At 59.3% G+C, this 14,627-nt stretch carries 10 protein-coding genes, 1 tRNA gene and 1 pseudogene; 9 read left to right on the forward strand and 3 right to left on the reverse strand.

The window, feature by feature from the left end:
* The first annotated feature begins 156 nt into the window (after positions 1-156).
* Both recA and AC0J1C_RS05825 read left to right on the forward strand, forming a co-directional pair.
* Positions 157-1,203, forward strand: a complete 1,047-nt coding sequence (gene recA / locus AC0J1C_RS05820) for a recombinase RecA (RefSeq protein WP_091992052.1) — start codon at positions 157-159, stop codon at positions 1,201-1,203.
* Positions 1,204-1,668: 465 nt separating this feature from the next.
* A complete protein-coding gene (locus tag AC0J1C_RS05825) occupies positions 1,669-2,139 on the forward strand; it encodes a flavodoxin family protein (RefSeq protein WP_473045992.1) in 471 nt (156 codons plus the stop codon).
* A gap of 19 nt (positions 2,140-2,158) precedes the next feature.
* Here AC0J1C_RS05825 and AC0J1C_RS05830 read toward each other — a convergent pair whose 3' ends face one another.
* Complete coding sequence (locus AC0J1C_RS05830) at positions 2,159-2,536, reverse strand: PilZ domain-containing protein (protein WP_375192032.1); 378 nt, start codon at positions 2,534-2,536, stop codon at positions 2,159-2,161.
* Between the two features lie 219 nt (positions 2,537-2,755).
* Between AC0J1C_RS05830 and AC0J1C_RS05835 the strand changes: the two genes are divergently transcribed.
* From AC0J1C_RS05835 to AC0J1C_RS05845, 3 genes are read left to right on the forward strand one after another with little or no spacing between them, the layout of a single operon-like run.
* Positions 2,756-5,164: an AAA family ATPase gene (locus tag AC0J1C_RS05835; RefSeq protein WP_473045993.1), complete on the forward strand. Its 2,409-nt coding sequence runs from the start codon at positions 2,756-2,758 to the stop codon at positions 5,162-5,164.
* A 40-nt stretch (positions 5,165-5,204) separates the two neighbouring features.
* Positions 5,205-5,831, forward strand: a complete 627-nt coding sequence (gene fixJ / locus AC0J1C_RS05840) for a response regulator FixJ (RefSeq protein ID WP_375192034.1) — start codon at positions 5,205-5,207, stop codon at positions 5,829-5,831.
* Between the two features lie 45 nt (positions 5,832-5,876).
* The gene (locus AC0J1C_RS05845) at positions 5,877-7,454 is read left to right on the forward strand and encodes an ATP-binding response regulator (protein WP_473045994.1); all 1,578 of its coding nucleotides are present in this window, start codon (positions 5,877-5,879) and stop codon (positions 7,452-7,454) included.
* Here AC0J1C_RS05845 and AC0J1C_RS05850 read toward each other — a convergent pair.
* Positions 7,451-8,326 (reverse strand): MaoC family dehydratase, encoded by an 876-nt coding sequence (locus AC0J1C_RS05850; protein WP_473045995.1) that lies wholly within the window; start codon positions 8,324-8,326, stop codon positions 7,451-7,453. The genes AC0J1C_RS05845 and AC0J1C_RS05850 overlap by 4 nt on opposite strands.
* A gap of 266 nt (positions 8,327-8,592) precedes the next feature.
* Between AC0J1C_RS05850 and AC0J1C_RS05855 the strand changes: the two genes are divergently transcribed.
* Together AC0J1C_RS05855 and AC0J1C_RS05860 are read left to right on the forward strand one after the other, a co-directional pair.
* Positions 8,593-9,624 carry an AraC family transcriptional regulator gene (locus tag AC0J1C_RS05855; RefSeq protein WP_375192037.1) on the forward strand — a complete coding sequence of 344 codons (1,032 nt, stop codon included), beginning with the start codon at positions 8,593-8,595 and terminating at the stop codon, positions 9,622-9,624.
* Positions 9,625-9,761: 137 nt separating this feature from the next.
* Positions 9,762-9,838 (forward strand) — tRNA-Asp (locus tag AC0J1C_RS05860).
* A gap of 11 nt (positions 9,839-9,849) precedes the next feature.
* Here the strand turns inward: AC0J1C_RS05860 and AC0J1C_RS05865 are convergent.
* Positions 9,850-10,884 (reverse strand): annotated as a pseudogene (locus AC0J1C_RS05865) (AraC family transcriptional regulator); the annotation flags it as partial.
* Between the two features lie 160 nt (positions 10,885-11,044).
* Between AC0J1C_RS05865 and AC0J1C_RS05870 the strand changes: the two are divergent.
* A complete protein-coding gene (locus tag AC0J1C_RS05870) occupies positions 11,045-13,114 on the forward strand; it encodes an oxidoreductase (RefSeq protein WP_473045996.1) in 2,070 nt (689 codons plus the stop codon).
* 230 nt (positions 13,115-13,344) lie between these two features.
* On the forward strand, positions 13,345-14,592 hold the full coding sequence (locus tag AC0J1C_RS05875; protein WP_473045997.1) for a DNA repair protein: 1,248 nt from the start codon (positions 13,345-13,347) through the stop codon (positions 14,590-14,592).
* Positions 14,593-14,627: the final 35 nt, after the last annotated feature.

Below are 14,627 nucleotides of genomic sequence, written 5' to 3' on the forward strand. Positions count from 1 at the left end.
CTGCCGCAGGGGTTGGTCTCCTTTTCCGGTTATGTTTTAATACTGTTCAAATATACAGGGATTGCTCAGGTGTTTGTTGTACGGCGTCCCGGTTCACGATTCCGCTGTCAGGTTCCAAAGAGAACTGATGGCCCAGGCGAAAGAGGGTTTGCACTGATGGAAGACAACCGCAAGAAAGCATTGAGCGCAGCACTTGGGCAGATCGAGCGCCAGTTTGGTAAAGGCGCGGTCATGAAAATGGGCGATCAGCCCCGTGAGGCCATTCCTGCGGTGTCCACCGGTTCCCTTGGTCTGGATGTGGCCCTGGGCATTGGCGGGCTTCCCTATGGTCGGATCTGTGAGATCTACGGCCCGGAAAGCTCCGGTAAAACCACACTGACCCTGCAGGTGATTGCCGAGGCCCAGAAGGCAGGCAAAACCTGCGCCTTCGTGGACGCCGAGCATGCGCTTGATCCGGTTTACGCCGAGAAGCTGGGTGTGAATGTTGACGAACTGCTGGTATCCCAGCCGGATACCGGTGAGCAGGCACTGGAAATTGCCGACATGCTGGTTCGCTCGAACGCCGTCGATGTCATCATCGTCGACTCGGTGGCGGCCCTGACCCCGAAAGCGGAGATCGAAGGCGAAATGGGCGACAGCCACGTTGGCCTGCAGGCGCGACTGATGTCCCAGGCCCTGCGGAAGCTGACCGGTAACGTCAAGCACGCCAACTGCCTGATGATCTTCATCAACCAGATCCGCATGAAGATCGGCGTGATGTTCGGCAGCCCGGAAACCACCACCGGCGGCAACGCCCTGAAGTTCTACTCCTCCGTACGTCTCGATATCCGCCGCATTGGCTCGGTGAAGGAAGGCGACGAAGTGGTCGGCAACGAGACCCGGGTCAAGGTGGTCAAGAACAAGGTATCACCGCCGTTCAAGCAGGCAGAATTCCAGATTATGTACGGCAAGGGCATCTACCACATGGCCGAGGTGCTCGACATGGGCGTCAAGGAAGGCTTTGTAGACAAGTCCGGCGCCTGGTACGCCTACAACGGTGACAAGATCGGCCAGGGCAAGGCCAACGCCTGCAAGTTCCTCGAAGAGAACCTCGACATCGCCAACGAGATCGAAGCCAAGGTTCGTGACAAGCTGATGCCCAAGCCGACCGCCAAGAAAGAGGCGGAAGAGGCGCCGGCGGAAGCCAACGGCGAGCTGCTCTAACATTTCCCGGCGGGCAGGCGGTGCGGTGGCAGGGTGAGAGTCCACGCGTGCTGCCCATCGCTGGCCCCGCGCCGGCTATCTCTGTCGCCTCTGTTCACCGAGAACAGAGGCGCTTCAAGCGCCTTTCGGAAATGCCCCGGCTCGGCGCCGATGTCTTCTTCCAATCGCCTGAGATAGTCTGCACCTCCGGCTTGTGCAAGCTGATTCCTAATCCATTGTCGATGTTGCAGTCGACGGACAAAATTCCGGAATGATCTGAAGTGGATCTGGCGCATGGGTTCTTCCTCCCTGTTGCTGTTTGTCCATACTAGGCTCATGGCTTGCCCGGGTATCGAGTCAGATCCGCGGTTTCATTCCGGTACAGATTGCCGGGATTGTAGGTCTGTACTGCTCGAAATTTGACCACCTGTGCTCTTCGGGCCGGTGGCGGCCCGTCAACGGCAATTCCGAAACTGGGAACTTGTTATGGAAGCGCAAAAAAAACTGCTGGTGGTTGCCCATGCACCTTCCCCGAACACCCTGAAACTCAGGCAGGCGGTGGTGGACGGCGCTCGCCAGGAAGACATTGAAAATGTTGAGGTGCGGGTTCTGTCACCACTTGAGGCCGGGCCGGAGGATGTGATGGCGTGCGATGCCATTATCCTGGGTACCACCGAGAATCTTGGCTACATGAGTGGGGCGCTCAAGGACTTTTTCGATCGGAGCTATTATCCCTGCCTGGAGAAGACCGAGGCCTTGCCGTTTGCCTGTTACATTCGCGCTGGTCACGATGGCACCGGTACCCGCAGGGCCATCGAGAGCATCACCACCGGGCTGCGCTGGAAGCGAATTCAGGAGCCACTGATTTGCCGCGGCGACTACCGTGATGAGTTTGAGGAGCAGTGCCGGGAGCTGGGGTTGTACGTGGCGGCCAGTCTGGACGCGGGGCTGATCTGAGTTGCCGTTTTAACGCAGCTCAGCTCGCGAAGCGGTTATAGAATCCTTCAATCCGGGACAGGGCGTTATCGACGGTACGGGAATAGCCTTTCGGATCCTGGCAATAGCTGAACTGTACGCTGACCCGGTAGCCGGTCTGGTAGGGCTGACAATCCACGACTCTGGCACCCACCCGCGACTCGCTGATGTATTTGCCGTCGAAGTCCAGGAACAGTCTGGCCCCCCGCTCCACCGGGCGAGGACAGAGAACGGCCATCCCATAACGATTCAGATCCAGGCAGGTTACCGGTGTAGCGTGCTTGCCCCGGCCAAAAAAACCACGTTCACGAAGGCGAACCTTCAGGCAGGAGGCGGGGTAGCGGTCCTTGATTCTGCGGTCGGCGGAATCACTCGTCATACGCGGGCATCCGTTGCGTGCATCGTATTTTTGTTGTCGGGAGACGAAGTGTAGTCAAGGCCCTGCTGGCTGAAAAATGAACGGTCGCAGAAGTGTGAACCACCTAACATATTTCCGGTGGCCGCCAAGGCCGGGCGAAATCTTTTCGGCGAACGCGACAGGGCCGCCTCCAGAAACTACAATGACCGGCCAATGTGTTAACCGCTACAGGAACCAATCTTGAAGTCACTGCCTCTGCATCAGCTCTACAAAGCCTGTGTCCTCAAGGACCTGCCGTTCAAGACCACCCGCCAACTGGAACCCCTGGCCGAAATCGTTGGCCAGAACCGTGCCCAGGAAGCGGTACGTTTTGCCCTGGCGATGCCCCATGGTGGATATAACGTGTATGCAGTGGGCCGGAACGGCCTTGGCAAGCGCACCATGATGCTCCGGTACCTGGAGCACCATGTGGATACGGATCAGCAAAGCCATGACTGGTGCTACGTGGCCAACTTTGAGGAGCCGCGCATTCCCAAGTTGCTGCAGTTGCCCGCGGGCAAGGCGACCGAGCTCAAACAGGACATGGAAAAGCTGATGAGTCGCCTGGTGAAGGTGGTTCCCCAGACCTTCGACAGCGACAGCTTCCTCGAGCGCTCGGAGCAGCTCAAGAACGAGTACGGCAAGAAGCAGGAAGATGAGCTTGAGAAAGTGGCGGCGCAGGCCAAGCGCAAAAAAGTGAGCTTGACTGTGACCACGCCGGGCGGTTACCGGCTGGTGGCCATGAACGGTGATGAACCGCATACCGCCGAGTCCTTCCAGGCGTTGTCCCAGGAGCAGCGGGACAAATTCGAGGATGCCATCAACAAGCTTGAGAAAAAGCTCCGGCAGGCCCTCCGTAAACTGGCCGACTGGGAGCAGGAGTATGCGGAGAAGCAGCAGGCATTGAACCAGGAAACCCTGGAGAGCATCTCTGGCCACCAGATTGACGAGCTGATCGAAAAGTACCGGGATCTGCCTGACGTGGTGACCTACTTCGAGGCAGTCCGGGCCGATATGGTGGAGAACCTGGATATCTTCCTGGATGACAACGAAGAGCAGGCGGCGATTGCCTACGCCTCCCTCGACAAGAAGATGCCGCGGCGTTACCTGGTCAACGTGCTCGTGCACCAGAAAACCAACGAGGTGCCGGTGGTGGTGGAAGACAACCCCACCTACCACAACCTGTTTGGCTATGTGGAAAACGTTACCTACAAGGGTACGGTGTTCACTGATTTCTCCCTGATACGCCCCGGCAGCCTGCATAGGGCCAATGGCGGCTATCTGCTGATGGATGCCATCAAGGTGCTGGAGCAACCCTTCGTCTGGGACGGCTTGAAGCGGGCTCTGCGTTCCCGATCCATACAGATCAACTCCCTGGAGCGGGAAATGACCCTGTCCGGCACGATTTCCATCGAACCGGAATCGGTGCCGCTGGATGTCAAGATTGTTCTTTTTGGCGATCGTGAAACCTGGATGCTGCTGCAGGAATACGATTCCGAATTCGCCGAGCTGTTCCGGGTAACGGCCGATTTTGAAAATGAAATGTACCGGTCCGACGACAGCCAGCTGTTGTACGCCAAGTTCATTGCCAGCCTGGTGAGCGAGAAAAAACTGCTGCACTGTTCCAACAAGGCAGTGGCAAGGGTCATCGAGCACAGCGCGCGTATGGCGGAGCACCAGGATAGGCTCTCGTTGCATGCGGCAGATATTGCCAACCTGCTTCGGGAGTCGGATTTCTGGGCGAGACAGGCCGGCGCAAAACTGATCCAGGATGTTCACGTGGAGCGGGCACTGGAGAGTGCCCGGTACCGTAGCAGCCGTATTCGCGACCAGTTCTATAACTCCATCCGTGATGGCTCGACGCTCGTATCTACCACTGGGAAGACCATCGGGCAGGTCAACGCGCTGTCTGTGTTGTCTACCGGTGGCTTTGAATTCGGCTTGTCCAACCGGGTGACGGCCACCTGCTATTATGGAGATGGCGCGGTGATGGATATCGAGCGGGATGTGAAGCTCGGCGGCAACCTGCATTCCAAGGGGGTGATGATCCTCAGCTCCTGGTTGTCTTCGCATTTTGCGGTGACGGACCCCATGCATCTCTCGGCCAGCCTGACCTTCGAGCAGAATTATGGTGAGGTGGATGGTGACAGCGCCTCACTGGCAGAGCTGTGTGCGCTGATTTCCGCCCTCTCGGGCGTGCCTGTGCGACAGGATCTGGCGATTACCGGCTCGGTGAACCAGTTTGGTGAGGTTCAGCCCATCGGTGGCGTGAACGAGAAGGTAGAGGGCTTTTTCACCACCTGTCAGCTCAAGGGTGGGTTGTCCGGCACGCAGGGCGTGATTGTCCCGACCACAAACGTGCAGAACCTGATGCTCGACAGCGAGGTTGTTCAGGCGGTAAGGGAGGGGCGCTTTGCGGTGTATGCGGTGTCCCGGGTTGAAGAGGCTGTCACCCTGTTGCTTGGCAAGCCTGCGGGCAAGGCCGATGACAAAGGCAGGTACCCCAAACAGAGCGTTTTTGGCATTATCCAGCAACGACTTGAAAAAATGCGGGAACACGAGCGTCAGGAACACGCCCGTGATGACCATAAAGACCCGTCAATTCACTGACCGGCGACGAACAAGAAAACGGACAGGAGAGAACACATCCATGACTGACATCCAGCAAACCGTATTCGTGGTAGAGGACGACGAAGCAGTCCGCGATTCCCTGGAGCTGCTGCTGAAATCCGACGGCAAGCCGGTCAAGACCTATGAGAGTGCCACCGCTTTCCTGAAGGACTATTCCGACAAGATGGCCGGCTGCATTGTGCTGGATATCCGTATGCCGGGTATGGACGGTATGGAGTTGCAAAAAAAGCTCAACGAGAAGCACTCGATTCTGCCAATCATCTTTGTGACCGGGCACGGCGATGTGCCCATGGCGGTTGATGCCATGAAGGAAGGCGCAGTGGACTTCATCCAGAAGCCCTACCGCGAGGAGGCGCTGCTGGAGAAGATCGAGGCGGCCCTGAAGCAGGACCTGGAGCAGCGTAAGTCGCTGGATGAAAAACAGGAGATTATCCGTCGCATCAAGAGCCTGACACCCCGGGAACACGAGATCATGGACCGGATGATTGCCGGCCAGGCCAACAAGGTAATTGCCATTGAGCTTGAGATCAGTCAGCGGACGGTGGAAATCCATCGCTCCCGCGTCATGCACAAAATGGGAACCCATTCCCTCGCACATCTCGTCCGTATGGTCCTGTCCGTAAAGGACCTTATCGACGCACGGTGATCCCGGCGCCATCATACGGTTACTTTTCTAACCGGTCCGACAACTATGACTGAAGCTGTCAGCGAGAACTCGGAGGTGACGGTTCTGCTCGTGGACGATAATCCGCAGAACCTCAAAGTCCTCTATGAGACCCTGAAAGACAAAGGCTACCGACTGCTCATTGCCAACGAGGGCGAGAAAGCCCTTGACCTTGCACACCGTCACCAGCCAGAGGTGATTCTCCTCGACATCATGATGCCGGAAATGGACGGTTACGAAGTCTGCCAGCGGCTCAAGACCGATCCCCAGACCGCTGACTGCGCTGTGGTCTTCCTGTCTGCCCTCGACGACCTGCAGGCGAAGGTGAAGGGTTTTTCCCTGGGTGGCGCCGACTATATTTCAAAGCCGTTCCAGTCTCAGGAAGTAATTGCCCGGGTGAAAACCCACGCCAGCGTCATTCGTCTGGAGCGGCAGCTGCAGGCGCGGAACCGGGAGCTGCAGAGCGACCAGACCCGCATTCTCAACTCCATCAGTGAAGGCATTTACGGACTGGATGAGAATGGCATTATCGAGTTTGCCAACCCGGCCGCGGCCGCCATTGTTGGTTGCCCGGTTGACGAGCTGATCGGCCGCAATTTTTTTGAAACTCACTTTGCCACCTCTGCCGCTTGCCCGGACAGTCTGCCTGTTCGGGCTACCTGCCAGCAGGGCGTGGCGGAGAACCAGCGGGACATCCGGATGCTGCGTGCCGACGGCACCGGTTTTCCGGCTGAGTATCGCTCCACGCCAAAGCTGGATGCCGATGAACTCCATGGCGCCGTTGTGGTCTTCCGAGACATTACCGCCGAGCTGGACAATGAACGAGCTCTGGAGGAGGCCAGGCAGCTGGTTCAGGAGCAGCGGGACCAGCTTGCCCACACCTCGCGCCTGACCACCATGGGAGAGATGGCGGCCGGCGTCGCCCACGAGGTGAATCAGCCGCTCACAGCCATAACCAACTACGCCCGGGTGGCCAAGCGGATGATGGCCAAGGAAAGCCCCGATATGGATCTGCTTCGGGAAACCCTGGACAAGATCGAGGCCCAGTCCCACCGGGCCAGCGAGATCATTCGCAGGATCCGCCGGTTCATGAAGAAACCGGCCACCGGCAAGGAAGTGCTGTCGGTATCGGCATTGCTGGAGGATACCCGCCAGTTCGCCGAGGTGGATATGCGCAACAATAAGGGCGCTATCTCTCTTGAGGTGCCGGACGATATGCCGGAGGTGCTGGCGGATCCCATCCAGGTTCAGCAGGTGGCTCTCAACCTCATCCGCAACGCCCTGGAAGCAACCAGCAGTATTGACTCAGACGCGCCCGTGGAGGTCAGCGCCCGGGTTCAGGGGGGCAGCTGTGTGCGTATCCAGGTTCGGGATCACGGAATGGGGTTGTCTCCCGACGCTGAGGAAAAGCTGTTTTTGCCGTTTTTCACCACCAAGGACGAGGGCATGGGCATCGGGCTTTCGACCTGTCGCTCCCTCATTCAGGCCCAGGGCGGTGATATCGGGTTTGAGCGCCCCGAAGACGGCGGCGCCTGCTTCTATTTCACCCTGCCGGTCGCCGGGGCGGAGGGTTCGCCCTGCGCACCGGAGGATTCGGTCTCCTAGAGCCAGTCGATGCGCCCGGTAAGATGGGGCGCATCGCCCTTGCCATTCAACACCTGATAATCCCAGCCGTTTGCGCCGCTTCGCCAGTTCAACTGGGCCGTGCCAGGCAGGAACAGCGGCTTCTTGAACTGACAGCTCACACTCAGGGCCCCCGATTTCCAGCCGGGCTGCCGCTCCAGTAGCGCCAGGGCGTGGGCCTTGGTCCACATGCCGTGCGCGATAGCCCGCGGAAAGCCAAAGGCCCGGGCACTCAGAGCGTGCATGTGGATGGGGTTGCTGTCGCCCGAAACCCGCGCGTACTGGCGTCCGATCGATTCCGGCGCTTTCAGGTTCAGGGTATCCGGGAATCGCTCCAGCTCTCTTGGCGGCTTGCCGCCACCGGATTGGCCGTTGCCGCTGGCCTGCCGGAAGAGGGTAGTGCTTGCTTCTTCCCAGATCAGCTGGCCGGCCGAGTGGGCCTGCGTGATCAGATCGAATTCAACTCCCCGTGAAGATTTTGTGGTGTTCCCCAGCGCGACGTTCAGGTCGAGCGTTTCCCCGTGTCCGATCGGTCGGTGCTGGGTGATGGTGTTGCGCAGGTGTACCAGTCCCAGCAGGGGCAGGGTGAATCGGTCATCCGTCAGCAGCTTCAGATGCAGGGGAAAGGCAAGAATATGGGGCCAGGTCACGGGCACGTGGTGATGGCTGGCAAAGCCACAGACCTGCTGGTACTTGCGGAGTTTGTCGGTGGCGGTTGCCACGCCGACCAGGCGGGCGGAGAGCTCAGGAATGACGATGGAATCTCCCGAATGCTTCTTTTTGGGGAGCAGAGCCTTGCCGTAGAGAGGCAGCAAAGCCGGCGGCGTGCCGTGGTAGACAAGAGGCTCGGGCATAGGTGACTCCTTGTGCGTCCTGTGGCGGGCCGGGCGGAACCATAACGGGGGGTTCTGTCGCGCAGATACCGCTTATTTTTACAATTTGGTACAACTCTCCGGTCGTGGCCTGATATGCTCTGATAACAGGCGAACGCCCGGGAGTGTGTATTCTATATACTCGATTAGTCTGGCAGAAACCGTCGGGCAGGGCATTGACCTGGGGTTTCCCGGTGTTTGTCCAGCCGGTCAAGGTATCAGTTAACGAATAAGAAAAGCGGGATCTTATGCAGGAACTTCGTGACGCGGGCGTGATGTTGCGCCTGATCTATGAGGCGATGAAGAAGCAGGGAGTTGATACGGACGCCATCTTCAGTCGCCTGGGGGTGGATGAGAACTACGTCTACACCGAGCAGCTGCGAACACCCCACAGCGCCCAGATGTATTTCTGGCAGGCCGTTGAGGAGGTGTCCGGAGATCCCGATGTCGGCCTTCATCTGGGACAGTTGCTGCCAGCCTATAAGGGGCAGGTGCTCGAATACCTGTTCCTGAGCAGTCCCACCTTCGGCGAAGGGCTGCGCCGCGCACAGAACTACCAGCGGTTGCTCAGCGACGCCGCCAACACCGATTTCTTTATCGAGGGCGATGATGCCTGCATGGTGCTGGACGCCGCCTCCGATGACGTTCGCCGCCTCAAACACTTCAACGAGTGCTTTGTTCAGGGGCTGATTACTTTCTTCAAGTCCATCACAGACGGCAGTTTCTACCCATCGCGCATCGAGTTCGAACACGAGCGTGCAGAAGGGCAGGACCATGTGCGGGAAGTGCTTGGCTGCGATGTGACCTTCGGCGCAGAGGAAAACCGGCTTTACTTCCCGGCCAAGTTGCTTTCTCACGCTTCGCCGCACGCCGAGCCAGAACTGCTGGACCTGCACGAGCGTTTCGCCAGTGAGCAGGTGGCGCGTCTGGAGAAAAAGGACATCGTTGGGCAGGTTGAGCGAATTGTCGCCGAACTGCTCGACAGTGGCGAAGTCACCCTCGATGCCGTGGCCGAGAGGCTGGGTATCAAGGCCCGGACCCTGCGCACGCGCCTAACGGAAGCAGAAACCAGTTTTAACCAGGTGCTGGCCGATTTCCGTTACCGTCTCGCCCGTCAGCTGCTGGCCACCACCGACGAGTCCATTGACGAAATCGTCTACCTGACTGGCTTCTCCGAGCCCAGCACCTTCTACCGGGCGTTCAAGCGCTGGTCCGGCATGACCCCGATCGAATATCGCAAAACCGCACAGGGTAAGGATGCGATGGTCGATGCCATGTAACGGCTGGCCATCCACCAATTTTTTTCAGAAAAAACGTTGACATGGCAGGGCGCCTCTTTATAATGCGCCCTCGTTGTCACAGAGCAGTCACACCCCTGATTGCACCGCCTGTTCAAGGTTCCTGTGATGCGCCGCACGGAGCGGTAGTTCAGTTGGTTAGAATACCGGCCTGTCACGCCGGGGGTCGCGGGTTCGAGTCCCGTCCGCTCCGCCATTTTTACTCTCCCTTTTTCGATGCTCTCCCGGGCTCAGGTTGAACCACCGCCGATACGCCTTGTGAAACGCAGGCGGGTTCGCGAAACCAAGCAGCCAGGCAATTTCCGCAAGCGATGTATCTGTCTCCCGGATGTAATCCCGCGCCAGTTGCTTTCGTGTTTCGTCAACCAGCTCCCGGAAGCCGGTGCCCTCCGAGGCCAGCAACCGCTGCAGGGTCCAGGGCGCCACGCCAAGTTTCATGGCAATGGTCTGAAGGTCCGGTGTTTCACCCCGGAACAGGGGGGTAAGCAGGTTCTTCACCCGGTCTTTGGTGGTCCAGCCTTTCTCGATTTGCTGACGTTCGCCCTCACACTGGCGCACCAGGTGTTCATGCATGGCTGGTTGTGCCTGCAGGCTCTGCATCTCCCAGATCTCGCGACGCACCGTGATGCTGTTGGTTGCAGCGCCGAAATGCACCGGGCAGCGAAACCAGCCTTCAAACAGTTCGTCCTGCCCGATGGAGGGGTATTCAATGCTGACTCGTTCCAGGACGTCGTAGCGACCGCTGATAGCGCGGAGGAACTGGGTCCAGGCGGCAAGTACCGAATCCACCACAAAATAGTTGAAGCTGTTGTAGGGCCGGATGGAATAAAAGCAGGCCTGCCTGGCGTCCGGGCGCACCGAGGGCGTGCCCCGGCTGTTCCGGCTGGTTAGAAGGGCATAGCGTATCAGTGTACTGATGGCGGCGCCCACGGTGCCGACGGTTTCACCGGCAAGACCGGCAAGGCCCGCGTCTACCGGTCGCGACAGCGCCCCCATGCGCAGTCCGAGGGCAGGGTTGCCTGTTACGTCGATGGCCGCATGGCCGAGCCGCATGAAACGCGGGATGCTGATCCTGGCATCCGGCGAGTTCAGGGTCTCACTGTCAAGCTGGAAGCGGGATGCCAGTTCAGCGGTATCGGCGCCCTCTGCCGCTGCGGCGCGCATCAGTACGGAGACATAGAGAACACTGATGTCGCCGAGCGAATTACGGGGCACCGGCTGGAGGGATCGGGGTTCGCTCATTGAAGCCTTTGTCTGACATGTTATCCAAAGATAATAGAATGTTATTCCTGGATATTGCTGGGAGCAAGGGGTGGCGGTAGCTTTAGGGGCGATCACGAGCGGGGATGAACCGGCCGCAAGAGCCATGGCCTCGCTGATGAACCCGATGAGGAGACAGGACATGACCACCAGCACTACCCCCGGCGTTGCCAGGTACCCGAATCTGCTTGAGCCCCTGGACCTGGGCTTCACCAAGTTGCGCAATCGCACCCTGATGGGCTCCATGCACACAGGGCTTGAGGAAGCGAAGAATGGATTCCAGCGCCTGGCGGCGTTCTACGCAGAGCGGGCCCGTGGTGGTGCGGGGCTTATTGTGACTGGTGGTATTGCGCCGAATGTTGAAGGCGGGGTTTTCCAGCACGCTGCCAAGATGACCACTGAGGAGGAATCGGATAGGCATCGGATCATCACCGAGGCGGTGCATGAGGCAGACGGCAAGATCTGCATGCAGATTCTTCATGCCGGTCGCTACGCCTACTCTCCGGAGCTGGTCGCCCCGTCTGCCATCCAGGCGCCGATCAACCCTTTCAAGCCCAGAGAACTGGATGAAGCGGGCATCGAGAAGCAGATCCAGGACTACGTCGATTGTGCCGCCCTGGCTCAGCGGGCCGGCTATGACGGGGTGGAGATCATGGGTTCGGAAGGCTATTTCATTAACCAGTTCATTGTTTCTCACACCAACCACCGAACCGATCGCTGGGGCGGCAGTTACGAGAATCGCATCCGCCTGCCCCTGGAAATTGTCCGCCGTGTACGCGAGCGGGTGGGCGAGAACTTCATTCTCATCTACCGGTTGTCGATGCTGGATCTGATCGAAGACGGCAGCACCTGGGACGAGGTGGTCCACCTGGCGAAAGAGATCGAGAAGGCTGGGGCCACCATCATCAACACCGGTATCGGCTGGCACGAAGCCCGGGTTCCGACCATTGCCACCTCCGTACCCCGGGGCGCCTTCACCAAGGTGACCGCGCGACTGAAAGGCGAAGTGAGCATTCCGCTGGTCACCACCAACCGGATTAACATGCCGGATGTCGCCGAGAAGATCCTGGCCGATGGCGACGCCGACATGGTGTCCATGGCGCGCCCGTTCCTGGCCGACGCCGATCTGGTTCTCAAGGCCGCCGAAGACCGTGCCGATGAAATCAACACCTGCATCGGCTGTAACCAGGCGTGTCTGGACCATACCTTCAGTGGCAAGCTGACCTCGTGCCTGGTGAACCCGAGGGCCTGTCACGAAACCGAGCTGACCTACGTGAAAACGGCCAACCCGAAAGCCATTGCCGTGGTTGGAGCCGGTCCCGCTGGTCTGGCATTTGCCACGGTTGCGGCGGAGCGCGGTCACAAGGTCACGCTGTTTGATGCGGGCAGCGAAATCGGCGGCCAGTTCAATGTGGCGAAGCTGATTCCGGGCAAGGAGGAGTTTTACGAGACGCTCCGCTATTTCCGGGTCATGCTGGACAAGCACGGCGTGGATGTTCGCCTGAATACCCGTGTCAGTGCCGAAGACCTCAAGGCCGGTGGTTTCGACGAGGTGATCCTGGCTACAGGGGTGAAGCCCCGCATCCCCGATATCGAGGGCATCGACCATCCCAAGGTGATCGGCTATCTGGATGCTCTGCTTGAGCGCAAGCCGGTTGGCCGGAAAGTGGCCGTGATCGGCGCTGGCGGCATCGGTTTCGATGTCTCCGAATTCATAGTTCACAAAGGCGAGTCGGCCGCGCTGGATACTGGCCACTTCATGCGCGAGTGGGGCGTGGATCTTAGCGTGGAGCACCGTGGCGGTATCCAGGGCGTGACCCCGGAGGTGCCGGAGCCGGCACGGGAAGTGTATCTGCTGCAGCGCAAAGCCTCCAAGGTGGGCAAGAACCTGGGCAAGACCACCGGCTGGATCCACCGTACCTCCCTCAAGAACCGGCAGGTGCAGATGGTGCCGGGTGTCACTTACCGCAAGATTGACGACGAGGGGCTGCATGTCACCATTACACCGAAGGGTGCCGAGCAGGGCGAAGACCGAGTGCTGGCGGTGGACACCATCATCGTGTGCGCGGGCCAGGAGCCGCTGCGTGAATTGCAGGCGGATCTGGAATCGGCCGGCCTGCCGGTGCATCTGATCGGCGGTTCCGATGTTGCTGCCGAACTGGATGCCAAGCGCGCCATCAATCAGGGGAGCAGGCTCGCCGCCGAACTCTGATCGGTCACAAGATCACAAATCGTTGCAGTTTTTCCCTGTGCACGAACGATTGTCTGGCTAGACTAATAGCGCTGGGTCTGTCAGCTTGCCCCTTCCGCGATTCGTGGTTGCTCCCTGGCGACCACGTATTGCGCAAGGGGTTTTTACCCTCCGGAATGGAACAACCTGTCCGGTTCTGTCGTGAGGGTACGGATACGTTCGATTTCGGAGTCTAGTGCGGAGAAAGTGCAATGGTGTCTGCCGACCAGGCAACTGATGGTTATGCGGCGGTGTTCTTCATGGACGGTAGCCAGGTTTCGCGGCAGATGCGCGCCAGCGAGTTCGGCGCTTTCCTGGATGGTTATGTGGGACTGTCGGATCTGGCCGAGACCGATGTCCGGGCCGTTCTGGTTGAACTGAATGGAGAGCTGCTGGTTCAATCCCTGGTGTTCTTCCGCATCTGGTTCGACGAGGAAGGCCGGGCCGACACGCACTGGAACGTCCCCATTGAGGAACTGGCCAGAAACGGGGCCAAGGGCCCTGACATGGGTGGCGGCGCCATTCGCCTGGTGTGCCGCAGCCAGTGCCCGGATCCCCGGTTCAAGGAGGATCTCTGGGACCCCGATATGACACCGGGGAACAACCACTTCCAGACCATTCGCAAGGCCGTGGAGGCCAACAGTCTCAAATTCCGCAAGAAAGAACCGGCGCGGGAAGAGGAGATCCCCGTACTCAATGCCCAGGCGGAAGCACCGGGTACAGACGACTCGGCGGCCGCAGACCGCTCCAGGCTGGCGCAGCTGATCCGCGAGCAACGTCTGAGGATCAAGACGCTGCAGAGCGTGCACCGGGATTCCCTGTCTGATCTGCAGCGCGAGCATCGTCTCGAGATGCAGACCCTGAGGGGTGAGATTGCGGATCTGGAGCAGAAGTACGAACGCCAGCGGCTGAGCAACGAGCAGTTGAAAAAGCGACTGGCGGAGCGTAACGAACAATACCTCACCATGCAGGAGCAGATTGCCGACAGTGGCGCCGACAAGCAGCGCGAGGAGTCGAACGCCGACGCCGAACTGGTGCTGCTGAAGGATCAGCTGGAACGCCGGCAGCGGGAGCTCGAGTTGCGGGACGACAAGATCGTCGCCCTGGAGCAGGAAAACCACGAGCTCAGAAACCGGGAGCCCGTGGAAAATTCGATCATGGACCACTTGAAGCGGCAATCGGTGTTTCTGGTGGCCTACCATCCCGGCGTGGGGCACCTGACCCTGCCGTTCGAAGACATTGAGACCTACTTCGAGAATCCAACGGCCTATGCCGCCGACCGGTGTGGCATGAATGAGCCCGCCTACCGGGAGTGGCTTGAGCACTACGAGAACCCGGTGTGTGCCCACGAAACCGACGATGGAAAGCGCTGCGGGGAGCCCATCCTGAGGGTCAGCCAGCCGTCGGAATTCCGCCCGGGGGTGGACGACAGGTGCGAGCAGCATCAGAACCCGGGTTGAGCAACGACAGCCTGCCATTGCCAACTTTTTTCAGT

The sequence above is a fragment of the Marinobacter sp. E2 genome (genome assembly GCF_055755345.1).

What these genes read in the sequence shown, in the direction of transcription:
- AC0J1C_RS05850 (WP_473045995.1), bottom strand. Translation starts at nt 8,326, where the DNA reads ATGCCCGAGCCTCTTGTCTACCACGGCACGCCGCCGGCTTTGCTGCCT.
- fixJ (WP_375192034.1), top strand. Translation starts at nt 5,205, where the DNA reads ATGACTGACATCCAGCAAACCGTATTCGTGGTAGAGGACGACGAAGCA.
- AC0J1C_RS05875 (WP_473045997.1), top strand. Translation starts at nt 13,345, where the DNA reads ATGGTGTCTGCCGACCAGGCAACTGATGGTTATGCGGCGGTGTTCTTC.
- AC0J1C_RS05825 (WP_473045992.1), top strand. Translation starts at nt 1,669, where the DNA reads ATGGAAGCGCAAAAAAAACTGCTGGTGGTTGCCCATGCACCTTCCCCG.
- AC0J1C_RS05870 (WP_473045996.1), top strand. Translation starts at nt 11,045, where the DNA reads ATGACCACCAGCACTACCCCCGGCGTTGCCAGGTACCCGAATCTGCTT.
- AC0J1C_RS05845 (WP_473045994.1), top strand. Translation starts at nt 5,877, where the DNA reads ATGACTGAAGCTGTCAGCGAGAACTCGGAGGTGACGGTTCTGCTCGTG.
- AC0J1C_RS05855 (WP_375192037.1), top strand. Translation starts at nt 8,593, where the DNA reads ATGCAGGAACTTCGTGACGCGGGCGTGATGTTGCGCCTGATCTATGAG.
- AC0J1C_RS05830 (WP_375192032.1), bottom strand. Translation starts at nt 2,536, where the DNA reads ATGACGAGTGATTCCGCCGACCGCAGAATCAAGGACCGCTACCCCGCC.
- recA (WP_091992052.1), top strand. Translation starts at nt 157, where the DNA reads ATGGAAGACAACCGCAAGAAAGCATTGAGCGCAGCACTTGGGCAGATC.